Here is a 25,639-nt window from a genome sequence, read left to right as displayed (position 1 = left end):
AATGAAAAGGGGCATCCATAGGGTGCCCTTTTGTATTTCTTATCTCCCTCATCTCCTATCTATTTACCGCGAAGAATTGTCTCTCAAGACATTATCAATCCTTGTGATATTTCTATTTATTTATTAAATTTCAATGCGTTAATTCGGTCACAAAATCAAGATTCAACATCAGTATTACCAATAAACTCAAACGAATTGTCTATTATTTAATCATCATAATGAAGATGAGGAGATGAGGCATGATTTCGTTCGCAGGTAAGGTTGGCATTATTACGGGAGGGAGTAGCGGTATTGGCCTAGCGGCGGCAGAAAAATTTTTATCATTAGGTGCGTCAGTTATCATTACGGGAAGTCATGCTGACCGTGGTCAGAAGGCACTCAATCGCTTGAAGAACAAAGAGGGCGCAATACAATTTTTTCAGATGGATGCAGCCAATGAAAAAGAGAATGATCGGTTAGTGGCGCATACAGTAAAGGAATACGGTTCGATTGATTTTTTATTTGCTAATGCAGGAATACTTGCCGATGACGTTGCCCACAAACTCGCTTATGAAAAATGGCAGCATGTCATTGATGTTAATCTCAATGGATTATTTTTGATTAATCGAGCTGTTATCGATTATTGGTTAAAAAACCAAAAAGAAGGAGCAATTGTTAACTGTGGCTCTATATGTTCGTTTGTGGGGCAACATCAATTTCCAGCATATTGCGCTTCAAAAGGTGGGATCAAACTGTTAACGCAAACATTGGCAATAAGTTATGCAATGCATAATATTCGAATTAATGCAGTTTGCCCTGGTTATATCGATACTCCATTATTGGATGGGCGCGATTTAGATAAACAAAAGTTAGCAGAGATGCATCCGATGAAAAGGATAGGCACACCTGAAGAGGTTGCTAATGTTGTTGCCTTTTTAGCTAGTGATGCAGCGTCATTTGTGACAGGAGCTGCCTATTTAGTGGATGGAGGTTTTACTGCTTAATGAAACGTTTTATGTAAATTGATCGTAACGATAATTGAAATGGTAATCATTTTTATTTAAACTACCTGTGTGTAATTTATGCAGGTAGTTGCTATGTATGTATGTCTCTGTGAAGCCGTAACGGATAAACAAATTAGAAGTGCGGTGCGCCAATATCATGTGACGTCATTAAAAGGGCTACGTCAAATCCTCCCTGTCGGTCGTGAATGCGGTAAGTGCATCAGGCAAACTCGTGAAATCTTAAATGATGAGTTAGCACTTGCCGAGCATATCTGTATTGCTGAAGTCGCTTAATCGAAATAATAATCATTTAACTCATTCATTAATAAGTAACTTTCATCTCAAATTCTCTATAGAAAATTACTCATTGTTAGCATTTCAGTACTACACTTTAAAGACTGGAAGCAATGGAGTATAAAAAATGAAAGGCGATAAAAAAATGATAGCCCATCTGAATAAGTTATTGGGCAATGAGTTAGTAGCAATCAATCAATACTTTTTGCATGCACGTATGTTTAAAAATTGGGGTTTAACACGTCTTAATGAGGTGGAATACCATGAATCGATTGATGAAATGAAACACGCAGATAAGTATATCGAACGTATCTTATTCCTTGAGGGGATACCTAACCTGCAAGACCTCGGTAAACTTAACATTGGTGAAGATGTTGAGGAGATGTTAGCTTCAGACCTTAAGCTGGAGCTTGATGGAGCTAAAAATCTAAAAGAAGCGATTAGTTACGCAGACTCAATTCATGATTACGTTAGTCGTGATCTGATGATTGAAATTTTAGCTGATGAAGAAAACCATATTGATTGGATAGAAACGCAGTTAGATTTAATCAAACGTATGGGTATTCAAAATTATACACAGGCGCAAATTATTGAAGAGGAGTAATGCCTTTTCGATTTATTTATGTGCTGTAATATCACGCCTCACTACAAAAAAGTAATAGTGAGGCGTTTTTTATTGAAAAGTGCTAGCTATAAGTAAAAAAGCAGAAAAATTCGCACATATTTTCTCCGATTACTTGCGTTTAAGATTCAGTTGCGTATAATGCGCGGGCTTACTGATTAGTAATCCCTAGTTTTTTAGGTCTTAAAGGTCAGTATTGAGTTCACGATTTGTAACTCATTTAGACAATACTCCCGATTTGGGGGTTACATCAAAGAACGATTACACTCCCCCATCAATCGAAATGGGTGCGAGGAGTAATTATTTACGTTTATAAAATAGTTGGAGCTCTGGTCTCATGCAGAACCAAAGAATCCGTATCCGCCTGAAAGCCTTTGATCATCGTTTAATTGATCAATCAACTGCGGAAATCGTAGAGACTGCTAAGCGCACTGGTGCGCAAGTTCGTGGTCCTATCCCGCTGCCGACACGTAAAGAGCGTTTTACCGTTCTGATTTCTCCGCACGTTAACAAAGATGCGCGTGATCAGTACGAAATTCGCACTCACAAACGTCTGGTTGACATCGTTGAGCCAACCGAGAAGACCGTTGATGCTCTGATGCGTCTGGACCTGGCTGCCGGCGTAGACGTGCAGATCAGCCTGGGTTAATCAGGTCGTCGAACGATTGAGAGGTTGAAACAATGATTGGTTTAGTCGGTAAAAAAGTGGGTATGACGCGTATCTTCACTGAAGATGGTGTTTCTATCCCTGTAACAGTTATCGAAATCGAAAATAACCGCGTTACTCAAGTTAAAACAGCAGAAACTGACGGTTATAATGCAATTCAGGTGACTACTGGTAGCAAAAAAGCGAACCGTGTATCTAAGCCTGAGGCAGGTCATTTCGCTAAAGCTGGCGTCGAAGCTGGCCGTATTCTACGTGAATTCCGTACTGAAGAAGGTGCTGAATTTAACGTAGGTCAAAGCATTAGCGTTGAAATTTTCGCTGACGTTAAAAAAGTCGACGTTACTGGTACATCTAAAGGTAAAGGCTTCGCTGGTACAGTTAAGCGTTGGAATTTCCGTACCCAAGATGCTACCCATGGTAACTCCTTGTCTCACCGTGTTCCGGGTTCTATCGGTCAGAACCAGACTCCGGGCAAAGTGTTCAAAGGCAAGAAAATGGCAGGCCAACTGGGTAATGAGCGTGTAACCGTTCAAAGCCTAGATGTAGTACGTGTTGACGCTGAGCGCAACCTGCTGCTGGTCAAAGGTGCTGTTCCAGGTGCAACTGGTAGCGACCTGATCGTAAAACCGGCTGTCAAGGCTTAACGTCGAGGAGATAGGAATGGAATTGGTAATGAAAGACGCGCAAAGCGCGCTGACTGTTTCCGAAACTACCTTCGGGCGTGATTTCAATGAAGCGCTTGTTCACCAAGTAGTTGTTGCGTATGCAGCTGGTGCTCGTCAAGGTACTCGTGCTCAGAAAACTCGTGCTGAAGTTTCTGGTTCAGGTAAAAAACCATGGCGTCAAAAAGGCACAGGCCGCGCACGTTCTGGTTCTATCAAGAGCCCAATTTGGCGCTCTGGTGGTGTTAGCTTCGCTGCTAAACCACAGGACCACAGTCAAAAAGTTAATAAGAAGATGTACCGCGGTGCTCTGAAAAGCATCCTGTCTGAACTGGTACGTCAAGATCGTCTGATCGTTGTCGAGAAGTTCTCTGTTGAAGCACCTAAAACTAAGTTGCTGGCACAGAAACTGAAAGATATGGCTCTGGAAGATGTACTGATCATCACTGCTGAATTAGATGAAAATCTGTTCTTAGCAGCACGTAACCTGTACAAGGTTGACGTTCGTGATGCAGCGGGTATCGACCCAGTTAGCTTAATCGCCTTCGACAAAGTGGTTATGACTGCTGATGCTGTGAAGCAAGTTGAGGAGATGCTGGCATGATCCGTGAAGAACGTCTGCTAAAAGTACTGCGCGCGCCGCACGTATCTGAAAAAGCTTCTACAGCGATGGAAAAAAGCAATACCATCGTTCTCAAAGTTGCGAAAGACGCGACTAAAGCAGAAATTAAAGCTGCTGTGCAGAAACTGTTTGAAGTCGAAGTTGAAGGTGTTAACACTTTGCTGGTTAAAGGCAAAACTAAACGCCACGGTCAGCGTTTTGGTCGTCGTAGCGACTGGAAAAAAGCTTACGTTACGCTGAAAGAAGGCCAGAATCTGGACTTCATTGGCGGCGCAGAGTAAGTCGGAGGAGTAAAGAACAATGGCAATTGTTAAATGTAAACCTACGTCTCCGGGCCGTCGCCACGTAGTTAAAGTGGTTAACCCTGAGCTGCATAAGGGCAAACCTTATGCTCCGCTGTTAGAAAAAAACAGCAAATCCGGTGGTCGTAACAACAATGGCCGTATCACCACTCGTCACATTGGTGGTGGCCATAAGCAACACTATCGTCTGGTTGACTTTAAACGCAACAAAGACGGTGTTCCTGCTGTTGTTGAGCGTTTGGAATATGATCCAAACCGTTCTGCGAACATTGCACTGGTTCTATATAAAGACGGTGAACGTCGTTATATTCTTGCGCCTAAAGGTTTGAAAGCTGGTGACCAGATCCAATCTGGCGTTGATTCAGCAATCAAAACTGGTAACGCACTGCCAATGCGCAACATCCCTGTTGGTTCTACAGTTCACAACATCGAACTGAAACCAGGTAAAGGTGGTCAGTTAGCGCGTTCAGCAGGTACTTATGCTCAGATCGTTGCACGTGATGGTGCTTATGTCACTCTGCGTCTGCGTTCTGGTGAAATGCGTAAAGTTCTGGCTGATTGCCGTGCAACTTTAGGTGAAGTTGGTAACGCTGAGCACATGTTACGTGTTCTGGGTAAAGCTGGTGCTAGCCGCTGGCGTGGTATTCGTCCTACCGTTCGTGGTACGGCGATGAACCCAGTCGATCACCCACATGGTGGTGGTGAGGGTCGTAACTTTGGTAAACACCCTGTAACACCTTGGGGCGTTCAAACCAAAGGTAAGAAAACTCGTAGCAACAAGCGTACTGATCAATTCATCGTACGTCATCGTTCTAAAAAATAATTAGAGGATAAACCATGCCACGTTCTCTCAAGAAAGGTCCTTTTATTGACCTGCACTTGCTGAAGAAGGTAGAGAAAGCGGTGGAAAGCGGAGACAAGAAGCCTCTTAAGACTTGGTCCCGTCGTTCAACGATCTTTCCTAATATGATCGGATTGACCATCGCTGTCCATAATGGTCGTCAGCATGTTCCAGTTTTTGTTACCGACGAAATGGTTGGTCATAAACTGGGTGAATTCGCACCGACTCGCACTTATCGCGGCCATGCGGCTGATAAGAAAGCTAAGAAACGTTAAGGATAGGAGGAAGAGATGGAAACTTTAGCTATGCATCGCCACGCTCGTTCTTCTGCCCAGAAGGTTCGCTTAGTTGCCGACCTGATTCGCGGTAAGAAAGTGTCGCAAGCTCTGGAAATTCTGACCTACACCAACAAGAAAGCTGCTGGTTTAGTGAAGAAAGTACTTGAATCTGCAATTGCTAACGCAGAGCAAAACGATGGCGCTGACATTGATGACCTGAAAGTTGCGAAAATTTTCGTTGACGAAGGTCCAACCATGAAACGCATCATGCCGCGTGCGAAAGGCCGTGCAGATCGTATTCTTAAGCGCACCAGCCACATTACTGTGGTTGTGTCCGATCGCTGAGACTCTGGAGACTAGCAATGGGTCAGAAAGTACATCCTAATGGTATTCGCCTGGGTATTGTCAAACCTTGGAACTCTACTTGGTACGCGAATACTAATGAATTCGCTGACAACCTAGACAGCGATTATAAAGTACGCCAGTACTTGAACAAAGAATTGGCAAAAGCGTCAATTTCACGCATCGTTATCGAGCGTCCTGCAAAAAGCATTCGTGTGACTATTCACACTGCTCGCCCAGGTATCGTTATCGGTAAGAAAGGTGAAGACGTAGAAAAACTGCGTAAAACAGTAGCGGATATCGCTGGTGTTCCTGCGCAAATCAATATCGCCGAAGTTCGTAAACCAGAACTGGACGCTAAATTGGTTGCTGACAGCATCGCTTCACAGCTGGAACGTCGTGTTATGTTCCGTCGTGCTATGAAACGCGCTGTACAAAACGCAATGCGTCTGGGCGCTAAAGGTATTAAAGTTGAAGTCAGCGGCCGTTTAGGCGGTGCTGAAATCGCTCGTACCGAGTGGTATCGTGAAGGCCGTGTGCCACTGCACACTCTACGTGCTGATATCGATTACAACACTTCAGAAGCGCACACCACTTACGGTGTTCTCGGCGTTAAGGTATGGATCTTCAAAGGTGAGATTCTGGGTGGTATGGCTGCTGTTGAACAAGCTGAAAAACCAGCTGCTCAACCTAAAAAGCAGCAGCGTAAAGGCCGCAAGTAAGGAGAGTCGCTGATGTTACAACCAAAGCGTACAAAATTCCGTAAAGTGCACAAAGGCCGCAACCGTGGTCTGGCACAAGGTACGGATGTTAGCTTCGGCACTTTCGGTCTTAAAGCTGTGGGCCGTGGTCGTCTGACTGCTCGTCAGATTGAAGCGGCACGTCGTGCTATGACCCGTGCAGTTAAGCGTCAAGGTAAAATCTGGATCCGTGTGTTCCCAGACAAGCCAATTACTGAGAAGCCACTCGAAGTTCGTATGGGTAAAGGTAAAGGTAACGTAGAATATTGGGTTGCCTTGATCCAGCCTGGTAAAGTCCTGTATGAAATGGACGGTGTGCCTGAAGAGCTGGCTCGTGAAGCATTCTCTCTGGCAGCAGCGAAACTGCCTATCAAAACCACCTTTGTAACTAAGACGGTGATGTAATGAAAGCACAAGAGCTGCGCGAAAAAAGCGTTGAAGAGCTGAACGCTGAACTTTTGAACCTGTTACGTGAACAATTCAACTTACGTATGCAGGCGGCAAGTGGTCAGCTGCAACAGTCTCATCTGTTGAAACAAGTGCGTCGCGATATCGCACGTGTGAAGACTTTACTGACTGAGAAGGCAGGTGCGTAATGAGCGATAAAATCCGTACTCTGCAAGGTCGTGTAGTTAGCGATAAAATGGAGAAATCTATTGTTGTTGCTATCGAGCGTATGGTGAAGCACCCTCTGTATGGTAAATTCATCCGTCGTACGACTAAATTGCACGTACATGACGAGAACAATGAATGTGGAATCGGTGACGTGGTAGAAATCCGCCAAACTCGTCCACTGTCTAAGACTAAGTCTTGGGCCTTAGTTCGCGTTGTTGAAAAAGCTGTTTTATAATATAGAATAGCCTTTTCTAATAAATAAACGGCTCTTTTTTACTGAGCCGTTTATTTTTTTCTGTCCATAACGAAGATGTGGTGTTATAATGCCGCGCCCTCGTATTGTGGGTTATATTGAACGGTCTCTTCAATAATGAAGTGGCTCAGTAGTAGTTGACATTTAGCGGAGCACTAAAATGATCCAAGAACAGACTATGCTGAACGTGGCCGACAACTCCGGTGCACGTCGCGTAATGTGTATCAAGGTTCTAGGTGGCTCGCACCGTCGCTATGCAGGCGTCGGCGACATCATTAAAATTACTGTTAAAGAAGCAATTCCACGCGGTAAAGTGAAAAAAGGTGATGTCCTGAAGGCGGTAGTGGTGCGCACCAAGAAGGGTGTACGTCGCCCGGACGGTTCTGTCATTCGCTTCGATAGTAATGCATGCGTTATTCTAAACAATAACAGCGAGCAAGTAGTCGGTACGCGTATTTTTGGGCCGGTAACTCGTGAACTTCGTACAGAGAAGTTTATGAAAATTATCTCACTGGCACCTGAAGTACTCTAAGGAGCGGAACTATGGCAGCGAAAATCCGTCGTGATGACGAAGTTATCGTGCTGACTGGTAAAGATAAAGGTAAGCGCGGTAAAGTAAAACAGGTTATTTCTTCTGGTAAAGTTATCGTTGAAGGTATCAATCTGGTTAAAAAACATCAGAAGCCAGTTCCGGCTCTGAATCAACCAGGTGGCATCGTTGAAAAAGAAGCGGCAATTCACGTTTCTAACGTTGCAATCTTTAACGCGGCAACTGGTAAGGCTGACCGTGTAGGCTTTAGATTCGAAGACGGCAAAAAAGTCCGTTTCTTCAAATCTAACAGTGAAACTATCAAGTAATTTTTGGAGTATACGATGGCGAAACTGCATGATTACTATAAAGACGAAGTAACTAAAAAACTGATGGCTCAGTTTGGTTACAATTCTGTCATGCAAGTCCCTCGGGTCGAGAAGATCACCCTGAATATGGGTGTTGGTGAAGCGATTGCTGATAAAAAACTGCTGGACAATGCAGCAGCTGACTTGGCAGCAATCTCTGGTCAAAAACCATTGATCACCAAAGCACGCAAATCTGTTGCAGGCTTCAAAATCCGTCAGGGCTATCCAATCGGCTGTAAAGTAACCCTGCGTGGCGAACGCATGTGGGAGTTCCTTGAGCGACTGATTTCTATTGCTGTACCACGTATTCGTGACTTCCGTGGCTTGTCCGCTAAGTCATTTGATGGTCGCGGTAACTACAGCATGGGCGTACGTGAACAAATCATCTTCCCTGAAATCGATTACGATAAAGTGGATCGTGTGCGTGGTTTAGATATTACTATCACCACAACTGCGAAATCAGATGACGAAGGTCGCGCACTGTTAGCAGCGTTCAACTTCCCGTTCCGCAAGTAAGGCAGGGTACTCATGGCTAAGAAATCTATGAAAGCGCGTGATGTTAAGCGTGCTAAATTAGCTGAGAAGTTTTTCGCAAAACGCGTTGAACTGAAAGCTATCATCTCTGATGTAAACGCATCTGATGAAGATCGCTGGGACGCTGTTCTCAAGCTGCAAACACTGCCACGTGATTCAAGTCCTTCTCGTCAGCGTAACCGCTGCCGTCAAACTGGGCGTCCGCACGGTTTCCTGCGGAAATTTGGTCTGAGCCGTATTAAAGTCCGTGAAGCCGCTATGCGCGGTGAAATCCCGGGCCTTAAAAAGGCTAGTTGGTAATTGTCACCATATTGAATCACGGGAGTAAAGACAGATGAGCATGCAAGATCCCATCGCGGATATGCTGACCCGTATCCGTAACGGTCAGGCCGCGAACAAAGTTGCGGTCACCATGCCTTCCTCCAAGCTGAAAGTGGCGATTGCCAAAGTGCTGAAGGAAGAAGGTTATATTGAAGATTTTAAAATTGAAGGCGACACTAAGCCAGAATTGGAACTGACTCTGCGTTATTTCCAAGGTAAGGCTGTAGTAGAAAGCATTCAGCGTGTAAGCCGCCCAAGTCTGCGCATCTATAAGAAAAAAGATGAGCTGCCACAAGTTATGGCTGGCTTAGGTATCGCTGTTATTTCTACCTCTAAAGGTGTCATGACTGATCGTGCAGCTCGCCAAGCTGGTCTTGGTGGCGAGATTCTCTGCTACGTAGCTTAATTCGGGAGGAAAGAATGTCTCGTGTGGCAAAAGCACCCGTCGTCATTCCTGCCGGCGTAGAGGTAAAACTCAACGGTCAGGTTATTTCGATTAAGGGTAAAAACGGCGAGCTTACTCGTACTATCCATAATGCAGTTGAAGTTAAACATGAAGATGGCCGCTTAACTTTCGCACCGCGCGAAGGTTTCGCTGATGCTTGGGCACAGGCGGGTACTTCTCGTTCTCTGCTTAACTCAATGGTTGTTGGTGTTACTGAAGGCTTCACTAAAAAACTTCAACTAGTCGGTGTTGGTTACCGTGCGGCAGTTAAAGGCAACGCTGTTAGCTTGTCTCTAGGTTTTTCGCATCCGGTTGAACACGCACTGCCAGCAGGCATTACTGCAGAATGCCCAACACAAACTGAAATCGTACTGAAAGGTGCGGATAAGCAAGTGATTGGTCAAGTCGCGGCAGAACTGCGTGCTTACCGTCGTCCTGAGCCTTACAAAGGCAAGGGTGTTCGTTACGCCGATGAAATCGTGCGTACTAAAGAGGCTAAGAAGAAGTAAGGTAACACTATGGATAAGAAAGCAGCTCGTATCCGTCGTGCGACCCGCGCACGCCGCAAGATCCAAGAGTTGGGTGCGACACGCCTGGTGGTACACCGTACTCCACGCCATATTTATGCGCAGGTTATCGCTCCAAACGGTTCTGAAACTTTGGTGGCCGCTTCTACTACAGAAAAAGCTATCAATGAGCAAGTGAAATTCACTGGAAACAAAGACGCAGCAGCAGTTGTTGGTAAAATTATTGCTGAACGCGCATTGGAAAAAGGCATCACTACTGTTGCTTTTGACCGTTCTGGTTTCCAATATCATGGTAGAGTCCAGGCACTGGCAGAAGCTGCCCGTGAAGCTGGCCTTCAGTTCTAAGGTAGAGGTGTAAGATGGCTCACATCGAGAAACAAGCTGGCGAACTGCAGGAAAAGCTGATCGCGGTAAACCGCGTAGCAAAAACCGTTAAAGGTGGCCGTATTTTCAGCTTTACAGCACTGACAGTAGTTGGTGATGGTAACGGTCGCGTTGGTTTTGGCTACGGCAAAGCGCGCGAAGTTCCGGCAGCAATCCAGAAAGCGATGGAAAAAGCCCGTCGCAGCATGAAAACCGTTGCTCTAAACAACGGCACTTTGTTCCACCCTGTGAAAGGTACACACACCGGTTCTCGCGTGTTTATGCAACCTGCTCACGAAGGTACTGGTATCATCGCCGGTGGTGCAATGCGTGCTGTTTTAGAAGTAGCTGGAGTTCGCAACGTACTGGCTAAAACCTATGGTTCCACAAACCCAATCAACGTGGTTCGTGCAACACTGGATGCTTTAGACAGCATGAAGTCTCCAGAAATGGTCGCAGCTAAGCGTGGAAAATCCGTCGAAGAAATTCTGGGGTAATCAGCCATGGCTAAGACTATTAAAATTACACAAGTTCGCAGTTCAATCGGTCGCCTGCCTAAGCATAAGGCAACTTTGATCGGTTTAGGTCTGCGTCGCATTGGTCATACAGTAGAACGTGAGGACACTCCTGCTGTTCGCGGTATGGTCAACTTGGTTTCCTACATGGTTAAAGTTGAGGAGTAAGAGATGCGTTTAAATACTCTGTCTCCGGCTGAAGGTGCCAAGCACGCGCCTAAGCGCTTAGGTCGTGGTATCGGTTCTGGTCTGGGTAAAACCGGCGGACGTGGTCACAAAGGTCAGAAATCTCGTTCTGGCGGTGGCGTACGTCGTGGTTTCGAAGGCGGCCAGATGCCTTTATACCGTCGTCTACCAAAATTTGGTTTTACTTCACGTAAAGCAATGATCACTGCAGAAGTTCGTCTGTCTGATTTTGCTGCTGTTGAAGGCGATGTTATTGATCTGAACGCACTAAAAGCCGCGAATGTTGTTGGCATCCAGATTGAATATGCGAAAGTTATTCTTTCTGGCGAAGTGAATCGTGCAGTAACTGTACGTGGCCTTCGTGTTACTAAAGGTGCTCGCGCTGCGATTGAAGCTGCCGGCGGTAAAATTGAGGAATAAGTGACAGATGGCTAAACAACCAGGATTAGATTTTCAAAGTGCCAAAGGTGGTGTTGGTGAGCTGAAACGCAGACTTTTGTTTGTTATAGGTGCACTGATTGTTTTCCGTATTGGTTCTTTTATTCCAATCCCTGGTATTGATGCCACTGTGCTTGCCAAATTGCTCGAACAGCAACAAGGCACCATCATTGATATGTTTAACATGTTCTCTGGTGGTGCTCTTAGCCGAGCTTCTATCTTTGCTTTGGGTATTATGCCGTATATTTCGGCATCTATTATTATCCAATTATTGTCAGTGGTTAACCCACGACTAGCAGAGATTAAGAAAGAAGGTGAAGCAGGTCGTCGGAAGATAAGCCAATATACTCGTTGGGGTACTTTGGTGTTAGCAATATTCCAATCTGTGGGTATTGCAATGGGTCTTCCGAATATGCCAGGGATGCAAGGGCTAGTTATTGATCCGGGTCTCCCGTTCTACTTCACGGCTGTTGTTAGCTTAGTTACAGGAACCATGTTCCTTATGTGGCTAGGTGAGCAGATAACGGAAAGAGGTATTGGTAACGGTATCTCAATCATTATCTTCGCTGGTATCGTTGCGGGTCTACCGCCGGCCATTGGCCATACTATCGAGCAAGCTCGGCAAGGCGATCTGCACTTCCTCCTGTTGCTGTTGGTTGCAGTGCTCGTATTCGCGGTAACTTTCTTTGTTGTATTCATGGAGCGTGGTCAACGTAGAATCGTTGTTAACTACGCGAAACGCCAACAAGGACGCCGTGTTTATGCGGCACAAAGCACACATTTACCATTAAAAGTGAATATGGCGGGTGTAATTCCTGCAATTTTTGCTTCCAGTATCATACTGTTCCCGGGTACAATAGCATCTTGGTTCGGTGATGGAACTGGCTGGGACTGGCTGACAACTCTTTCTATGTTCTTGCAGCCTGGTCAACCGTTCTATGTGTTGCTTTATGCTTCTGCGATCATCTTCTTCTGTTTCTTCTATACGGCGTTGGTTTTCAACCCAAGAGAAACAGCAGATAACCTGAAGAAGTCCGGTGCATTTGTACCAGGAATTCGTCCGGGAGAGCAAACGGCCAAGTACATTGATAAGGTAATGACTCGCCTGACTTTAGTCGGTGCACTTTATATTACCTTCATCTGCCTAATCCCGGAGTTCATGCGTGACGCAATGAAAGTACCTTTTTACTTTGGTGGTACTTCTCTATTAATCGTAGTTGTCGTTATCATGGACTTTATGGCTCAAGTGCAAACTCTAATGATGTCAAGTCAATATGAGTCTGCATTGAAGAAAGCAAATCTAAAAGGTAAGTAATCGCTTAGTGTGATTATGGTTTGCTTTAGAAGTTACGGAGAGTAAAAATGAAAGTTCGTGCTTCCGTCAAGAAATTATGCCGTAACTGTAAAATTATCCGTCGCAATGGTAGCGTTCGTGTAATTTGCAGTGTTGAGCCAAGACATAAACAACGTCAAGGTTAAGAAAAAGCATTTTTTTCTTGCAAAGTTGGGTTGAGCTGGCTAAATTAGCCAGCCAATCTTTTTTATCGAGATACATTATTGTTTGAGTATCCTGAAAACGGGCTTTTCAGTACAATAATGTATATTTTAACTTAGGAGTGCATAGTGGCCCGTATAGCAGGCATTAACATTCCTGATCATAAACATACCGTGATCGCTTTAACATCGATTTTCGGAATCGGCAAAACTCGTTCACAGGCTATCTGTGAAGCGACTGGAATTGCTGAAAATGTTAAGATCAGTGAGCTGTCTGAAGAACAAATCGACAAGCTGCGTGACGAAGTTGCCAAGTATGTGGTAGAAGGTGACTTACGTCGTGAAATTACCCTGAGCATCAAGCGTCTGATGGACCTTGGATGTTACCGTGGTTTACGTCATCGTCGTGGTCTACCTGTGCGCGGTCAGCGTACTAAGACTAACGCTCGTACCCGTAAGGGTCCGCGTAAGCCGATCAAGAAATAAGTCGGGGTATTGAATAATGGCAAAAGCACCAATTCGTGCACGTAAGCGTGTAAGAAAGCAAGTCTCAGACGGTGTGGCTCATATCCATGCTTCTTTCAACAACACAATCGTTACTATTACTGATCGTCAGGGTAACGCATTAGGTTGGGCAACTGCCGGTGGTTCCGGTTTCCGTGGTTCTCGCAAATCCACTCCGTTTGCAGCTCAGGTTGCAGCAGAGCGTTGCGCAGAAGCCGTGAAAGAATACGGTATCAAGAACCTGGAAGTTATGGTTAAGGGACCGGGTCCGGGTCGCGAATCAACAATTCGTGCTCTGAACGCCGCAGGTTTCCGCATCACAAATATTACTGATGTGACTCCTATCCCTCATAACGGTTGTCGCCCACCGAAAAAACGTCGCGTTTAATACGTTTCGTTTTTAGGACTGTTGGAGAAAGAAAATGGCTAGATATTTGGGTCCTAAGCTCAAGCTGAGCCGTCGCGAAGGAACAGACCTCTTCCTGAAGTCTGGTGTTCGCGCGATTGACACCAAGTGTAAATTAGAACAGGCACCTGGCCAGCACGGAGCGCGTAAACCGCGTCTGTCTGACTACGGTGTTCAGTTACGTGAAAAACAAAAAGTTCGTCGTATTTACGGTGTTCTGGAACGTCAATTCCGTAACTATTATAAAGAAGCAACACGTCTGAAAGGCAACACAGGTGAAAACCTGTTGACTCTGCTGGAAGGCCGTCTTGATAACGTCGTTTACCGTATGGGCTTTGGCGCAACTCGCGCAGAAGCACGTCAAATGGTTAGCCACAAAGCTATCATGGTAAATGGTCGAGTAGTTAATATCGCTTCTTATCAGGTTTCCCCGAATGACGTTATCAGCGTTCGTGAGAAAGCGAAAAAACAGTCTCGTATTAAGGCTGCTTTAGAGCTGGCTGAACAGCGTGAGAAGCCAACTTGGCTGGAAGTTGATGCTGCTAAAATGGAAGGTGTGTTCAAACGTATTCCTGAACGTACTGACCTGTCTGCGGACATTAACGAACACCTGATCGTCGAGCTTTACTCTAAGTAAAGCTTAGCACCAAAGAGAGGACACAATGCAGGGTTCTGTGACAGAGTTTCTAAAACCGCGCCTGGTAGATATCGAGCAAGTGAGTTCGACGCACGCCAAGGTGACCCTTGAGCCTTTAGAGCGTGGCTTCGGTCATACTCTTGGTAACGCACTGCGCCGTATTCTGCTTTCGTCTATGCCGGGTTGTGCGGTGACAGAGGTTGAGATTGATGGTGTACTGCATGAGTACAGCACCAAAGAAGGTGTACAGGAAGATATCCTGGAGATTCTCCTCAACCTGAAAGGGCTGGCGGTAAAAGTTCAGGGTAAAGATGAAGTTATTTTAACCTTGAATAAATCTGGCATTGGCCCTGTGACTGCAGCCGACATCGTCCATGATGGCGATGTCGAAATCGTCAAGCCGCAGCACGTTATCTGCCACCTGACTGACGAAAGCGCATCTATTAACATGCGAATTAAAGTTCAGCGTGGTCGTGGTTATGTGCCGGCTTCTGCCCGAGTACATTCGGAAGAAGATGAGCGCCCAATCGGTCGTCTGTTAGTCGATGCTTGCTATAGCCCTGTAGAGCGTATTGCCTACAATGTTGAAGCAGCTCGTGTTGAACAACGTACTGACTTGGATAAGTTAGTTATCGAAATGGAAACAAACGGTACAATCGATCCTGAAGAGGCGATTCGCCGTGCAGCGACTATTCTGGCTGAACAACTTGAAGCTTTTGTTGACTTACGTGATGTTCGTCAGCCTGAAGTTAAAGAAGAGAAACCAGAGTTCGATCCTATCTTATTGCGCCCAGTTGACGATCTGGAATTGACTGTCCGCTCTGCTAACTGCCTTAAAGCAGAAGCTATCCACTACATCGGTGATCTGGTTCAGCGTACAGAAGTTGAGTTGCTTAAAACGCCTAACCTTGGTAAGAAATCTCTTACTGAAATTAAGGACGTCTTGGCATCTCGTGGTCTTTCTCTGGGCATGTGCTTAGAAAATTGGCCACCAGCAAGTATTGCTGATGATTAAGATCACAGGTTAAGGTTTTACTGAGAAGGATAAGGTCATGCGCCATCGTAAGAGTGGTCGTCAATTGAACCGCAACAGCAGCCACCGCCAAGCTATGTTCCGTAACATGGCAGGTTCTTTAGTTCGTCATGAAATCATCAAGACGACTCTGCCTAAAGCGAAAGAACTGCGTCGCGTCGTTGAGCCGCTGATTACTCTTGCCAAGACCGACAGCGTAGCTAATCGTCGTCTGGCATTCGCCCGTACTCGTGATAACGAGATCGTGGCAAAATTGTTTAATGAATTGGGACCTCGCTTTGCAGCTCGTGCGGGCGGTTACACTCGTATTCTTAAGTGTGGCTTCCGTACTGGTGACAATGCTCCGATGGCTTACATCGAGCTTGTTGACCGTGCTGTTGAGTCTCAAGAAGCAGCAGCAGAGTAATCTGTCTGCTATCAAAAAAACCGGGTATATTTGCCCGGTTTTTTTGTACCTGCTATTCTATCCTTTCTCTAAGCTTCATTGACTTGATTTATTCTATTTTGACCCTATTTAGAGTGGAGTTCCCATGACTATGTATAAAATTGGGCAAATTGCGCGTCTCGCCGATGTCACACCAGACACGATTCGTTTTTATGAAAAACAAGGTTTGATGGGGCATAAACTGAGGACAGAAGGTGGCTATAGGTTGTATACTGAGCAGGATTTGCAACGGCTTCGGTTTATCCGTTATGCTAAGCAACTCGGCTTCACCTTAGAAGCTATCACTGAGTTATTATCAATACGTGTTGATCCTGAGCATCATACATGCCAAGAATCGAAGCAAATTGTTGATTTACGCTTGTTTGAAGTTGAAAAAAAGATACAAGAACTTATTATTATGCGTGATTCACTGAAAATGCTCAGCTCAGCTTGTTGTGGTGAAGAGCATGCGTCGACATATTGCTCGATAATGGAAATACTTGAGAAAGGCGCATCGAAAGTTTATTAATCGAAAATTTACTTTAAATTCATTTTTAAAAGAAGGTATATCATGAGTCGATATCAACATAAACGTGGTCAAATTAAAGATAATGCGATCGAAGCATTGTTACATGATCCGCTATTTAGACAAAGAGTAGAGAAAAACAAGAAAGGGAAAGGAAGTTATAACCGTAAAGCAAAACATGGTAAAGGTAATAACTGGGAGGCCAGTGGTAATCAGTTTTTTAACTTATTACCACTGGTTTTCTAGTATTACTTTTTATTTTGTTCTTTTAATAAATCACGAATTTCTGATAATAACACTTCTTCTTTACTTGGCGCCGGTGGTGCTTCAGGCTCTGCTTCTTTTTCACGACGAACTTTGTTCATTACTTTAATTGCCATAAAAATAGCAAATGCGACGATAACAAAGTCAAATACAGTCTGTATAAACATACCATAATTAAGAACTACAGCAGGAATATCCCCTTCGGCGGCTCTTAGTACGACGCTAAATTGTTTAAAGTCAACTCCACCAATTAATAGACCCAATGGCGGCATAATGACATCGGCGACTAATGAAGAAACAATTTTACCGAATGCAGCACCAATAATGATACCGACAGCCATATCGACAACATTGCCCTTCATCGCAAATTCGCGAAACTCTTTTAAAAAACTCATTCTACCCCCTAATTGAAAACTATTTGTGACAAAATAAATATTTAGTTAACAAATTATAGTATCTACTTTAATTAAGCTGCAAATAAGATTGTCGTTTTATTTTGATAATTATAAAAAGAAGGGGCTTGGTTGGAATAATTTCTCAACATCAGGAACATATTTCTTATCGGTAATGAACATAATGACATGGTCTCCTTGTTCGATTATATGATAATCACTGGCAATAATGACTTCATCTTCTCTAACTAAAGCACCAATAATGGTTCCTGGCGGGAGTTTTATATCTGAAATCTTTTTACCAACAACTTTAGAGGTATTTTCATCGCCATGAGCAATTGCTTCAATTGCTTCAGCAACACCTCGTCTTAATGAAGAAACACTGACAATATCGGCTTTCCTAACATGACTTAATAATGCTGAAATCGTCGCCTGTTGCGGTGACACTGCAATGTCAATAACACCACCTTGAACTAATTCAACATAAGCAGTTCTTTGAATGAGCACCATAGCTTTTTTGGCCCCCATTTTTTTCGCTAACATGGCTGACATTATGTTTGCTTCATCATCATTTGTTAGAGCAATAAAGACGTCCATCTGTTCAATATGCTCTTCTGTAAGTAACTCTTGGTCGGAAGCATCGCCATAAAATACAATTGTGTCATGCAGCAATTCAGCGAGTTCAGTTGCTCTTTGTTGATTTCGCTCGATAAGTTTTACACTGTAATCTTTTTCTAGCCTTTTCGCTAAACCAGCACCGACATTACCCCCACCCACGATCATGAGGCGTTTGTATGGTTTTTCTAAGCGCTGCAATTCACTCATCACTGCTCGAATGTGTTGAGTTGAAGCCACGAAAAAGACTTCATCACCAGCTTCGATGATTGTTGAACCTTGAGGCCGAATCGGACGATCTTGACGAAAAATGGCAACAACTCTGGCATCAATATGTGGCATGTGCTCGCGTAAACTGGAAAGGGCATTACCCACTAATGAACCACCATAGTAGGCTTTAACCGCAACAATACTGACTTTCCCTTCAGCAAAATTGACGACTTGGAGTGCACCAGGGTATTGGATTAATTTATAGATATAATCAATAACCAATTGTTCTGGGGAAATCAGGTAATCAATAGGGATTTGTTCAGGCAAAAATAACTTGTCTGCTTCACGGATATATTCAGTCGCCCTAATACGTGCAATTTTATTTGGCGTATTAAAAAGGCTATAGGCGATTTGGCACGCGATCATATTCGTTTCATCAGAATTGGTGACGGCAACCAACATGTCTGCATCTTCTGCCCCCGCATCACGTAGTACGCGTGGATGTGACCCATGGCCGTTTACAACTCGGAGATCAAATTGATCTTGCAATTGGCGCAAGCGATCAGCGTTAGTGTCAACGACAGTAATATCATTGTTTTCATCCACTAGATTCTCAGCGAGGGTTCCGCCAACTTGTCCAGCACCTAAAATAATGATTTTCATTGAATATTCCTATCTCAGACAAGTTTTATTGGATTAGTTCTCTTGTTTGACCAAGCGCGCGTAAAAGAAGCCATCACCACCAGTGATACTAGGTAGTATCTGTAAGCCTGCTGTTGTGCCATCATTAAGAGAGGCTTCAGGGTGCTTAGCCAAGAAGTTTTTTATTTGTAAGCTATTCTCTTCAGGCATAATTGAACAGGTCGCATAGACAAGGGTACCGCCAACTTTTAGGTAAGGCCAAATTGATTCTAATATTTTAGCTTGAAGTTCGGTGAGTTCATTAATGTCAGAATCGCGCCTTAACCACTTTATATCAGGATGACGGCGGATAACGCCTGTTGCTGAGCATGGGGCATCAAGAAGAATACGATCAAACAGTTGCCCATTAGCCCACTCTTCTGGTTTTGTACCATCACCTTGAATGACCGCTGCTTGCTGTTGCAAACGTTGCAAGTTTTCTTTTACACGTTTAAGGCGGTGCTCATCAATATCAACAGCAACGACATGTGCTTTTGGTGCAAGCTCCAGTATATGAGTTGTTTTACCACCGGGTGCTGCACATAGATCAAGGATCGTTTCATGATTTTGTGGTTCAAGCAGTTCCGCACACCCTTGAGCAGAAACATCTTGCACAGTTGCCCAACCTTCTTCAAAGCCAGGAAGCCTTGTAACTGAAGTTGGCTCTGACAGTTTTATCGCGCAGGGGTGATGTGGATGCAATTCAGATGCAATCTCATTTTCTTCTAGGTATTTTTGATACTGTTCAGCAGTGTGATGTTGGGAATTAACCCTTAACCACATGGGAGGACGCTGGTTATTTGCATCAATAATCGTTTGCCACTTATCAGGGTAAGCATTTTGAAGGCGCTTTAAAAGCCAGCTCGGATGAAGGTATTGGCTACTATTATTAGTATTACGCTCTTCGAGTTGAGTTTGTTGCCGTTGGAATGATCGTAACACACCATTGATAAGCCCTTTTAATTGAGGGCGTTTTAGTGCAACTGCTCCATTGACCGTTTCCGCTAAAGCGGCATGAGGAGGAATACGTGTATAGAGGAGTTGATAAATCCCCACCATAATCAAGTAGTGCAATGTTCTCTGTTTACCTGTTAGTGGTTTCTCCATAAGCTGAGCAACAAACCATTCTAATTTAGGTAAATAGCGTAGGACACCAAAGCAAATCTCTTGTAATAGAGACTTATCTTTTTCATTTATATTTTTTTGTAATTCAGGTAGTACCGTACTGAGAGACTGGCCACCATCAATGACTTGACTGATGGCTACCGCTGCGATGCTACGCAAGTTATATGTATTTTTCATAAGTGAAGGTGAGTCTATTCGTCACGAAATAAATTTGCCTGAATATATTATCAGGCAAATTTATTGGCTTTCTAATTAAGTTGCTGTCCAGGAGTGAACCATTCTCGGCGTGAGTTGAGGAGATCTTGCGCTCCCATGGCCTTTTTACCCGGTGGTTGTAACTGAGTGATATTGAGTTTTCCGTTACCTGTTGCAACGCATATGCCATTTTTATCAGCGCTGAGGATAGTGCCTGGTTGCTCATTATGGTTTTCGGCAATGACTTGTGCCTGCCATACCTTAATAAGCTGCTCTTGAACTGTAAAATAGCTCATTGGCCAAGGATTAAATGCCCTAATACAGCGCTCTATTTGTTCAGCGGATTGTTGCCAATCAATACGAGCTTCCTCTTTAGATAACTTTTCAGCGTAGTTTGCCAGAGAGTCATCCTGTTTTTCAGGCACACATTGCTGATTGGATATCAGTTCTAACGTATGGATCAATGCCTCTGGGCCAATCACTGCCAGTTTTTCATAAAGTGTTGCACTAGTATCTTCAGGCATAATTGGGCAACTTGCTTTATACAGCATATCCCCAGTATCTAACCCTTCATCCATTTGCATAATGGTTACGCCAGTTTCAGCATCACCAGCCCAAATTGAGCGTTGAATAGGTGCAGCACCGCGCCAGCGTGGTAGTAAAGAACCGTGTACATTCAGACAACCTAAACGCGGAATATCTAAAACGGCTTTTGGTAAAATAAACCCATAAGCAACAACAATCATCAAATCTGCGTTGTGATCTTTGATCCATTGATGATTATCTACATTTTTCAGCGTAGTAGGCTGAAAAACTGGAATTTGGTGTTCTTGTGCTAATACTTTGACAGGGCTTGGCGTCAGCTTTTTACCCCTCCCCGCGGGCTTATCTGGTGGTGTAAGAACACCGACAACCTGATGTTTAGTTTTAAGTAAAGCGGCTAAGTGCCCAGCCGCAAAATCAGGTGTACCTGCAAAGATAATTTTTAATGATTCCGACACGGTTATATTTCCCTGTATAAATCTGTCTAGTTAGCTGTTTTTGCTGCTTTAGCTCTCATTCTATCTAGTTTTTCAACCTTTTGTCGGATACGCTGGCGCTTTAATGGTGATAAGTAATCAACAAACAATTTACCAACAAGGTGATCCATTTCATGTTGAATACAGATAGCGAGTAAGCCATCGGCTTCAAGTTCAAAACTATCGCCATTATAGTCAAGGGCACGAACCTTAACATGCTCTGCTCTGGGGACAAAACCATGTTGTTCAGGAATAGAAAGACAACCTTCTTCAATACCCGTTTCACCTGATTTGTCTAATAATTCAGGGTTAATAAGAACAAGTCGTTGATCCCGCGTTTCCGAGACATCAATAACAATGATCCGCTGATGAATATCGACTTGAGTTGCAGCAAGACCGATACCTTCTTCTTCATACATCGTTTCGAACATATCATCGACGATCTGTTGAATTTCGGCATCAACTTTTTCTACTGGCTTAGCAATTGTGCGTAAGCGTTCGTCTGGGTAATGTAATACATTTAATACTGACATAAATTTTTTCGAGCAGCGTCCAAAAAAGTGAATAGAAATTAATGTCTATTCTAGACATTTATCAGTCATATTGACAGTATTGGTTACGATTTGTTCACAGATGAACCTTTACAATAAAGTCAGGAAGACGCCATGGATGTGCAAGAAATTTGGTTAAGAATGTCTCAGGTGAGCCGGCTATCACCACATAAGGCATTAAAAATTATTAATAAGCTAAGGATATTAGAACAAGTATGCTCTTCTGTTTTACAGGAGTGTGGGTTAAGTGAACTGCAGTGTTTACAGTTTCTACACGTGCCATCTGTAAAATTAGCTCAAACGCTTAAATGGCTAGAAAAGGAAGAAAATCAACTGATTACTTTTTGTGATTCCTTGTACCCTTCCTTATTAAAGCATATATCTAATCCGCCACTCGTCTTGTTTGTAATAGGGCAAAGTGAGCTGATGGCGACAGCACAAATCGCAATAGTCGGTAGTCGGCAAGCGAGTGAGTATGGCCGTAAATGGGCGGATCGGTTTGCCAATAAATTTACTGACTATGGTTTTACAATTACTAGCGGGTTAGCATTTGGTATCGATGCTGCAAGTCATCGCGCGGCACTCGCAGCAAATGGGAAAACAGTTGCCGTTTTAGGGAGTGGATTAGCAAATATTTATCCTAGGCAGCATACTGCGCTGGCGGAGCAGATTAAACAAGAGGGGGTACTAATCTCTGAGTTTTTACCAAATGCGCCTCCGCTACCTAGGCAATTTCCTCGACGAAATCGAATTATTAGTGGCTTAAGTAAAGCGACAGTCGTGGTAGAGGCAGGGTTGAAAAGTGGCTCATTGATAACGGCTCGTTATGCCATTGAGCAAAATAGAGACCTTTTTACGATACCTGCACCACTTGGTAATTCAGCTTACAGTGGTAACCATTGGCTATTACAACAAGGAGCATATCTACTTGTTGAACCCGAAGATATCAAACACCATATAGAGGTTGGGTTAAATTGGTTGCCAGTCGAGCCATTAGAAGAAGAAACGCTGAATGCTGAATTTAATCTGACAGAGAATAAAATATTGAGTATGGTTGAGTATCACCCTACACCTGCAGATGTGATTGCTGAGCGTGTACAACAGCCGATAACAGAAGTCATTGCTGTTTTGACGGAACTTGAGATAGACGGTGCTATCGCTTCTGTTACTGGTGGGTATATAAAATTAAGTTAGTTGGCTAAGAGAAAATCATGTCAAAGCAATTGCCTTTTGAAACAGAGAAAAATGAACATTGTCCTGAATGCGGTTCTTTACTGGTCATTCGTAATGGTGCACATGGACCTTTTTTTGCTTGTTCTTCGTACCCTCAATGTCATTATCTCAAACCTATGCGTCCTTCGGCAGAAAGCCATGTAGTAAAAGTATTAGAAGGGCAAGCATGTCCACAATGCGGTCATGATTTGGTTTTGAAGCAAGGGCGATTTGGTATGTTTATTGGATGTAGTCACTACCCAGAGTGTGAGCATATTGAATTAATTGATAAGCCAGATGAAACGAAAGTTGCTTGCCCCCAGTGCCAGACAGGTCACCTATTACAACGTAAGTCTCGGTTTGGAAAAACATTTTATGCGTGTGATAGCTATCCGTCTTGCCAATTTATTCTCAATCATAAGCCTGTTTCGGGTGAATGTGAGTTTTGTCATTATCCATTACTTATGGAAAAAAGGGGTGCTCAAGGAGTAAGATTATTTTGTGCCAGTAAACGATGTGGTAAACCACAAAAAGAATAATGAGTTAAAAAGATGCAAAATAAAGCTACACCTGCAATTGAAAATATTATTATTTCCCTGAACAAAGGGGAAGTTATCGCTTATCCCACTGAAGCCGTATTTGGATTAGGTTGTGATCCTGATAGTGAACAAGCGGTTAATAAGTTACTTGAGTTAAAACAACGTCCTTGGGAGAAAGGGCTAATTCTTATCGCAGACAATTATGAACAGCTGAAAGACTATGTGGACGATAGTCAGTTGACTGATGAACAAAAGCAAACGATGTTTGCAAGCTGGCCAGGGCCTGTGACTTGGGTTATCCCAGCCAAATCATCCACTCCGAAATGGTTAACTGGGCGTTTCGATACTTTGGCGGTAAGAGTAACAGATCATGGGTTAGTAAAAGAGCTCTGTCGCGAATACGGTAAGCCATTAGTATCTACAAGTGCGAATTTAAGCGGTCAGGAGCCATGTAGGACAACCAATGAAGTTCTAGAGCAGTTTAAGGGAAGTATCCCTGTGCTTGATGGAATGGTGGGGGGCCGTCAAAACCCATCAGAAATTCGGGATGCTAAAACAGGGCAACTTTATCGTAAAGGATAACTATTATATGGGTAAATATGCCGTTTTTGGTCATCCGATAGCGCATAGTAAATCGCCAATTATACACCAGATGTTTGCTGAACAGACGGGTATTGCGCTGGAATATGAACGTATTTTGGCACCACTAGATGGCTTTGAGCAGTCATTGTCTGCATTTTTTGCTCAGGGAGGGATGGGGGCGAATGTTACGCTACCTTTTAAGGAAAACGCATATCAAATGGTATCTGAGCTAACAGATAGAGCTCAATCGTGCGGTGCAGTAAATACCGTGATGAAACTGGATAGTCACCGGTTATTAGGTGATAACACGGATGGCGCTGGCCTTTTGCTAGATCTTCAACGGCTTAATTTTATTCATAGCAATAGCAAAGTATTAATTATTGGTGCTGGTGGTGCAACGAGGGGGGCTTTATTACCTCTCTTAGAATTTGGGTGCGAAATTACGCTAACGAATAGGACTTTTTCTAAAGCAGAAACATTAGTAAATCAATTTGTTAGCTTTGGAAAAATAAAAGCACAGCCGATCGAACAGATCAAAACAGCCTGTTTCGATCTCATCATTAATGCGACTTCATCTGGAGTGAGTGGCGAGATCCCCGCAATTGATCCCGCTGTATTTTCTGCGCGGGTGGCATGTTATGACATGTTTTATCAACATGGTTTAACACCATTTCTATCGTTCGCGAGTTCTCATCAGGTAAATCGCCTTGCCGATGGTTTAGGTATGTTAGTTGGGCAAGCCGCTTTCGCTTTTAAATTATGGCATGGAGTACTTCCAGATATAGAGCCAGTTCTTCTTGTATTACAAAAGGAACTGAAAAAGTGAATCAAGCTATTCAATTTCCAGATAGAGAAGAGTGGAATGCTGCTACAAGAAAAGTCCATTTTCCGGTATTAATTAGTGGAATGTTAGCTGAATGTGTAATATCAGACTCGTTGCTTTATCGGCGGTATGGAGAAGGGGCTGAGCCATTAGTGCTGTTCCAAAATAACCGTTGGGATATAGAAGAAGAGTTTGAGGCCTTGATAGCTCAAGGCCCTCAGGAAGATGATAGTGTTTATTCTTTACCAGAAGATAAATAATCATTCTTCCATTGAACGTAGTTATTCGCTGAATAACGTAGATGTTCTAATTCAGCTTCCGTTAGTTTACGGGCAGCTTTAGCTGGGCTACCAACATAAAGGTAGCCACTTTCCAGTTTTTTGCCTTGGGTGACGAGGCTATTTGCGCCTATAACTACGTCGCTAGCGATTATTGCTCCATCAAGAATAATAGAACCCATACCGACTAATACGCGATCCCCGATTGTGCAACCATGAAGCATCACTTTATGTCCGACGGTGACATCTTCGCCAATAATTAGAGGGTTGCCTTCTGGGTTATGTTTTGATTTGTGTGTTACGTGTAAGACGGAACCATCTTGTATATTAGTGCGAGCACCAATTTCAATGTAGTTCACATCACCACGTAATACGGATAAAGGCCAAATACTGACATCATCAGCTAAACGAACATCGCCGATCACAACAGCTGAAGGATCGATAAAAACGTTAGAGCCAGTGGTGGGATAAATATCGAGATAAGGTCTTAAGTGTTTGTTCATAAAGATGACCATAGTTGATAATTAGTGGTATTAAATAGAATAGTCGATATCTATTCATATTATGAAGAAGAGTATCCTTCAAAAAAGAGGGTATTTGTTGTTTGTTTTATAGTCACAATGCTAGAAAAAAAAACATAGTGATGATTTTATCTTCAAACAGTACTTTTTTTCAAAAAAAG

General features: G+C 43.6%; 44 protein-coding genes. 38 read left to right on the top strand and 6 right to left on the bottom strand.

The genetic code is table 11. The features are described 5' to 3' along the window. The first annotated feature begins 239 nt into the window (after nt 1–239). From PSE69_RS18590 to PSE69_RS18430, 33 genes are all read left to right on the top strand, one after another. Nucleotides 240–983, top strand: a complete 744-nt coding sequence (locus tag PSE69_RS18590; RefSeq protein WP_004926467.1) for an SDR family NAD(P)-dependent oxidoreductase — start codon at nt 240–242, stop codon at nt 981–983. Nucleotides 984–1,076: 93 nt separating this feature from the next. Next, nucleotides 1,077–1,277: a bacterioferritin-associated ferredoxin gene (gene bfd / locus PSE69_RS18585; protein WP_014657269.1), complete on the top strand. Its 201-nt coding sequence runs from the start codon at nt 1,077–1,079 to the stop codon at nt 1,275–1,277. Nucleotides 1,278–1,404: 127 nt separating this feature from the next. Beyond that, nucleotides 1,405–1,881: a bacterioferritin gene (gene bfr / locus PSE69_RS18580; protein ID WP_036942589.1), complete on the top strand. Its 477-nt coding sequence runs from the start codon at nt 1,405–1,407 to the stop codon at nt 1,879–1,881. A 355-nt stretch (nt 1,882–2,236) separates the two neighbouring features. Further along, entirely contained in the window at nt 2,237–2,548 is a 312-nt protein-coding gene (rpsJ, locus tag PSE69_RS18575; RefSeq protein ID WP_001181005.1) for a 30S ribosomal protein S10, read from the top strand. A 32-nt stretch (nt 2,549–2,580) separates the two neighbouring features. Then, entirely contained in the window at nt 2,581–3,210 is a 630-nt protein-coding gene (gene rplC / locus PSE69_RS18570; RefSeq protein WP_004926461.1) for a 50S ribosomal protein L3, read from the top strand. 16 nt (nt 3,211–3,226) lie between these two features. Next, nucleotides 3,227–3,832 carry a 50S ribosomal protein L4 gene (gene rplD / locus PSE69_RS18565; protein ID WP_004926458.1) on the top strand — a complete coding sequence of 202 codons (606 nt, stop codon included), beginning with the start codon at nt 3,227–3,229 and terminating at the stop codon, nt 3,830–3,832. Further along, complete coding sequence (gene rplW, locus PSE69_RS18560; protein WP_004926456.1) at nt 3,829–4,131, top strand: 50S ribosomal protein L23; 303 nt, start codon at nt 3,829–3,831, stop codon at nt 4,129–4,131. The genes rplD and rplW overlap by 4 nt, the downstream gene beginning before the upstream one ends. Before the next feature lie 19 nt (nt 4,132–4,150). Further along, the gene (gene rplB / locus PSE69_RS18555; protein WP_004926454.1) at nt 4,151–4,975 is read left to right on the top strand and encodes a 50S ribosomal protein L2; all 825 of its coding nucleotides are present in this window, start codon (nt 4,151–4,153) and stop codon (nt 4,973–4,975) included. 14 nt (nt 4,976–4,989) lie between these two features. Further along, nucleotides 4,990–5,268 (top strand): 30S ribosomal protein S19, encoded by a 279-nt coding sequence (gene rpsS, locus PSE69_RS18550; RefSeq protein ID WP_004265426.1) that lies wholly within the window; start codon nt 4,990–4,992, stop codon nt 5,266–5,268. Between the two features lie 15 nt (nt 5,269–5,283). Continuing rightward, nucleotides 5,284–5,616, top strand: a complete 333-nt coding sequence (gene rplV / locus PSE69_RS18545) for a 50S ribosomal protein L22 (protein WP_004265430.1) — start codon at nt 5,284–5,286, stop codon at nt 5,614–5,616. Nucleotides 5,617–5,633: 17 nt separating this feature from the next. After that, nucleotides 5,634–6,335, top strand: coding sequence for a 30S ribosomal protein S3 (rpsC, locus tag PSE69_RS18540; RefSeq protein WP_004926451.1), 702 nt, complete (start codon nt 5,634–5,636; stop codon nt 6,333–6,335). A gap of 12 nt (nt 6,336–6,347) precedes the next feature. Beyond that, entirely contained in the window at nt 6,348–6,758 is a 411-nt protein-coding gene (gene rplP / locus PSE69_RS18535; protein ID WP_004926449.1) for a 50S ribosomal protein L16, read from the top strand. After that, nucleotides 6,758–6,949 carry a 50S ribosomal protein L29 gene (rpmC, locus tag PSE69_RS18530; protein ID WP_004265442.1) on the top strand — a complete coding sequence of 64 codons (192 nt, stop codon included), beginning with the start codon at nt 6,758–6,760 and terminating at the stop codon, nt 6,947–6,949. Before rplP ends, rpmC begins: the two co-directional genes overlap by 1 nt. Then, nucleotides 6,949–7,203 (top strand): 30S ribosomal protein S17, encoded by a 255-nt coding sequence (gene rpsQ / locus PSE69_RS18525; RefSeq protein ID WP_004265446.1) that lies wholly within the window; start codon nt 6,949–6,951, stop codon nt 7,201–7,203. Before rpmC ends, rpsQ begins: the two co-directional genes overlap by 1 nt. Before the next feature lie 178 nt (nt 7,204–7,381). Further along, on the top strand, nt 7,382–7,753 hold the full coding sequence (gene rplN, locus PSE69_RS18520; RefSeq protein ID WP_004926446.1) for a 50S ribosomal protein L14: 372 nt from the start codon (nt 7,382–7,384) through the stop codon (nt 7,751–7,753). A gap of 11 nt (nt 7,754–7,764) precedes the next feature. Further along, nucleotides 7,765–8,079, top strand: coding sequence for a 50S ribosomal protein L24 (rplX, locus tag PSE69_RS18515; RefSeq protein ID WP_004926444.1), 315 nt, complete (start codon nt 7,765–7,767; stop codon nt 8,077–8,079). Nucleotides 8,080–8,094: 15 nt separating this feature from the next. Beyond that, the gene (gene rplE, locus PSE69_RS18510) at nt 8,095–8,634 is read left to right on the top strand and encodes a 50S ribosomal protein L5 (protein WP_004926441.1); all 540 of its coding nucleotides are present in this window, start codon (nt 8,095–8,097) and stop codon (nt 8,632–8,634) included. Nucleotides 8,635–8,646: 12 nt separating this feature from the next. Continuing rightward, the gene (gene rpsN, locus PSE69_RS18505) at nt 8,647–8,952 is read left to right on the top strand and encodes a 30S ribosomal protein S14 (protein ID WP_004926440.1); all 306 of its coding nucleotides are present in this window, start codon (nt 8,647–8,649) and stop codon (nt 8,950–8,952) included. 34 nt (nt 8,953–8,986) lie between these two features. Further along, nucleotides 8,987–9,379 (top strand): 30S ribosomal protein S8, encoded by a 393-nt coding sequence (gene rpsH / locus PSE69_RS18500; RefSeq protein WP_004926438.1) that lies wholly within the window; start codon nt 8,987–8,989, stop codon nt 9,377–9,379. A 14-nt stretch (nt 9,380–9,393) separates the two neighbouring features. Further along, nucleotides 9,394–9,927 carry a 50S ribosomal protein L6 gene (gene rplF, locus PSE69_RS18495; RefSeq protein WP_004926436.1) on the top strand — a complete coding sequence of 178 codons (534 nt, stop codon included), beginning with the start codon at nt 9,394–9,396 and terminating at the stop codon, nt 9,925–9,927. A 9-nt stretch (nt 9,928–9,936) separates the two neighbouring features. Continuing rightward, on the top strand, nt 9,937–10,290 hold the full coding sequence (gene rplR, locus PSE69_RS18490) for a 50S ribosomal protein L18 (protein ID WP_004926434.1): 354 nt from the start codon (nt 9,937–9,939) through the stop codon (nt 10,288–10,290). Nucleotides 10,291–10,304: 14 nt separating this feature from the next. Further along, nucleotides 10,305–10,805, top strand: coding sequence for a 30S ribosomal protein S5 (rpsE, locus tag PSE69_RS18485; protein WP_004265471.1), 501 nt, complete (start codon nt 10,305–10,307; stop codon nt 10,803–10,805). A 6-nt stretch (nt 10,806–10,811) separates the two neighbouring features. After that, nucleotides 10,812–10,991, top strand: a complete 180-nt coding sequence (gene rpmD, locus PSE69_RS18480; RefSeq protein ID WP_004926432.1) for a 50S ribosomal protein L30 — start codon at nt 10,812–10,814, stop codon at nt 10,989–10,991. Nucleotides 10,992–10,994: 3 nt separating this feature from the next. Continuing rightward, complete coding sequence (gene rplO, locus PSE69_RS18475; RefSeq protein WP_004926430.1) at nt 10,995–11,429, top strand: 50S ribosomal protein L15; 435 nt, start codon at nt 10,995–10,997, stop codon at nt 11,427–11,429. 7 nt (nt 11,430–11,436) lie between these two features. After that, the gene (gene secY / locus PSE69_RS18470; protein ID WP_004926428.1) at nt 11,437–12,762 is read left to right on the top strand and encodes a preprotein translocase subunit SecY; all 1,326 of its coding nucleotides are present in this window, start codon (nt 11,437–11,439) and stop codon (nt 12,760–12,762) included. A 47-nt stretch (nt 12,763–12,809) separates the two neighbouring features. Beyond that, entirely contained in the window at nt 12,810–12,926 is a 117-nt protein-coding gene (gene rpmJ, locus PSE69_RS18465; protein ID WP_004265484.1) for a 50S ribosomal protein L36, read from the top strand. 144 nt (nt 12,927–13,070) lie between these two features. Beyond that, on the top strand, nt 13,071–13,427 hold the full coding sequence (rpsM, locus tag PSE69_RS18460; protein WP_004907144.1) for a 30S ribosomal protein S13: 357 nt from the start codon (nt 13,071–13,073) through the stop codon (nt 13,425–13,427). Nucleotides 13,428–13,443: 16 nt separating this feature from the next. Next, nucleotides 13,444–13,833, top strand: a complete 390-nt coding sequence (rpsK, locus tag PSE69_RS18455; protein ID WP_002919257.1) for a 30S ribosomal protein S11 — start codon at nt 13,444–13,446, stop codon at nt 13,831–13,833. A 34-nt stretch (nt 13,834–13,867) separates the two neighbouring features. Beyond that, nucleotides 13,868–14,488 (top strand): 30S ribosomal protein S4, encoded by a 621-nt coding sequence (gene rpsD, locus PSE69_RS18450; protein ID WP_004265487.1) that lies wholly within the window; start codon nt 13,868–13,870, stop codon nt 14,486–14,488. A 25-nt stretch (nt 14,489–14,513) separates the two neighbouring features. After that, a complete protein-coding gene (locus PSE69_RS18445; RefSeq protein ID WP_272675310.1) occupies nt 14,514–15,503 on the top strand; it encodes a DNA-directed RNA polymerase subunit alpha in 990 nt (329 codons plus the stop codon). 37 nt (nt 15,504–15,540) lie between these two features. After that, the gene (rplQ, locus tag PSE69_RS18440) at nt 15,541–15,927 is read left to right on the top strand and encodes a 50S ribosomal protein L17 (protein ID WP_014657271.1); all 387 of its coding nucleotides are present in this window, start codon (nt 15,541–15,543) and stop codon (nt 15,925–15,927) included. A 130-nt stretch (nt 15,928–16,057) separates the two neighbouring features. Then, nucleotides 16,058–16,474: a Zn(2+)-responsive transcriptional regulator gene (gene zntR / locus PSE69_RS18435; protein ID WP_014657272.1), complete on the top strand. Its 417-nt coding sequence runs from the start codon at nt 16,058–16,060 to the stop codon at nt 16,472–16,474. Nucleotides 16,475–16,516: 42 nt separating this feature from the next. Continuing rightward, nucleotides 16,517–16,717, top strand: coding sequence for an alternative ribosome-rescue factor A (locus PSE69_RS18430; RefSeq protein WP_004926423.1), 201 nt, complete (start codon nt 16,517–16,519; stop codon nt 16,715–16,717). 2 nt (nt 16,718–16,719) lie between these two features. Here the strand turns inward: PSE69_RS18430 and mscL are convergent, their stop codons facing one another. The 5 genes from mscL to def all read right to left on the bottom strand — a co-directional run bounded on the left by mscL (nt 16,720) and on the right by def (nt 21,505). After that, nucleotides 16,720–17,130, bottom strand: a complete 411-nt coding sequence (gene mscL / locus PSE69_RS18425) for a large-conductance mechanosensitive channel protein MscL (RefSeq protein WP_004926421.1) — start codon at nt 17,128–17,130, stop codon at nt 16,720–16,722. Between the two features lie 108 nt (nt 17,131–17,238). Continuing rightward, nucleotides 17,239–18,615, bottom strand: a complete 1,377-nt coding sequence (gene trkA / locus PSE69_RS18420) for a Trk system potassium transporter TrkA (protein WP_004926419.1) — start codon at nt 18,613–18,615, stop codon at nt 17,239–17,241. A 33-nt stretch (nt 18,616–18,648) separates the two neighbouring features. Further along, complete coding sequence (gene rsmB / locus PSE69_RS18415; protein ID WP_014657273.1) at nt 18,649–19,935, bottom strand: 16S rRNA (cytosine(967)-C(5))-methyltransferase RsmB; 1,287 nt, start codon at nt 19,933–19,935, stop codon at nt 18,649–18,651. 71 nt (nt 19,936–20,006) lie between these two features. After that, entirely contained in the window at nt 20,007–20,954 is a 948-nt protein-coding gene (gene fmt, locus PSE69_RS18410; protein ID WP_004926415.1) for a methionyl-tRNA formyltransferase, read from the bottom strand. A 26-nt stretch (nt 20,955–20,980) separates the two neighbouring features. Next, nucleotides 20,981–21,505 (bottom strand): peptide deformylase, encoded by a 525-nt coding sequence (def, locus tag PSE69_RS18405; protein WP_004926414.1) that lies wholly within the window; start codon nt 21,503–21,505, stop codon nt 20,981–20,983. Nucleotides 21,506–21,637: 132 nt separating this feature from the next. Here def and dprA point away from each other — a divergent pair, with 132 nt between their 5' ends. From dprA to PSE69_RS18380, 5 genes are read left to right on the top strand one after another with little or no spacing between them, the layout of a single operon-like run. Beyond that, nucleotides 21,638–22,717, top strand: coding sequence for a DNA-processing protein DprA (gene dprA, locus PSE69_RS18400; RefSeq protein WP_060560797.1), 1,080 nt, complete (start codon nt 21,638–21,640; stop codon nt 22,715–22,717). A gap of 17 nt (nt 22,718–22,734) precedes the next feature. Then, nucleotides 22,735–23,274, top strand: a complete 540-nt coding sequence (locus PSE69_RS18395; RefSeq protein ID WP_004926410.1) for a DNA topoisomerase family protein — start codon at nt 22,735–22,737, stop codon at nt 23,272–23,274. A gap of 12 nt (nt 23,275–23,286) precedes the next feature. Then, nucleotides 23,287–23,856, top strand: a complete 570-nt coding sequence (gene tsaC / locus PSE69_RS18390) for an L-threonylcarbamoyladenylate synthase type 1 TsaC (protein WP_004926409.1) — start codon at nt 23,287–23,289, stop codon at nt 23,854–23,856. 7 nt (nt 23,857–23,863) lie between these two features. Continuing rightward, nucleotides 23,864–24,682 carry a shikimate dehydrogenase gene (aroE, locus tag PSE69_RS18385; RefSeq protein ID WP_036942600.1) on the top strand — a complete coding sequence of 273 codons (819 nt, stop codon included), beginning with the start codon at nt 23,864–23,866 and terminating at the stop codon, nt 24,680–24,682. Beyond that, the gene (locus PSE69_RS18380) at nt 24,679–24,939 is read left to right on the top strand and encodes a DUF1488 domain-containing protein (RefSeq protein ID WP_004926407.1); all 261 of its coding nucleotides are present in this window, start codon (nt 24,679–24,681) and stop codon (nt 24,937–24,939) included. Before aroE ends, PSE69_RS18380 begins: the two co-directional genes overlap by 4 nt. Here the strand turns inward: PSE69_RS18380 and PSE69_RS18375 are convergent. Further along, nucleotides 24,915–25,460, bottom strand: a complete 546-nt coding sequence (locus PSE69_RS18375; protein WP_014657276.1) for a gamma carbonic anhydrase family protein — start codon at nt 25,458–25,460, stop codon at nt 24,915–24,917. The two genes, PSE69_RS18380 and PSE69_RS18375, sit on opposite strands and share 25 nt — an antisense overlap. Between the last annotated feature and the right edge of the window lie 179 nt (nt 25,461–25,639).

It is taken from the genome of Providencia sp. PROV122, from assembly GCF_028482365.1.
Lineage (GTDB): Bacteria > Pseudomonadota > Gammaproteobacteria > Enterobacterales > Enterobacteriaceae > Providencia > Providencia stuartii.
This window is presented reverse-complemented; position numbering and strand designations above follow the sequence as displayed.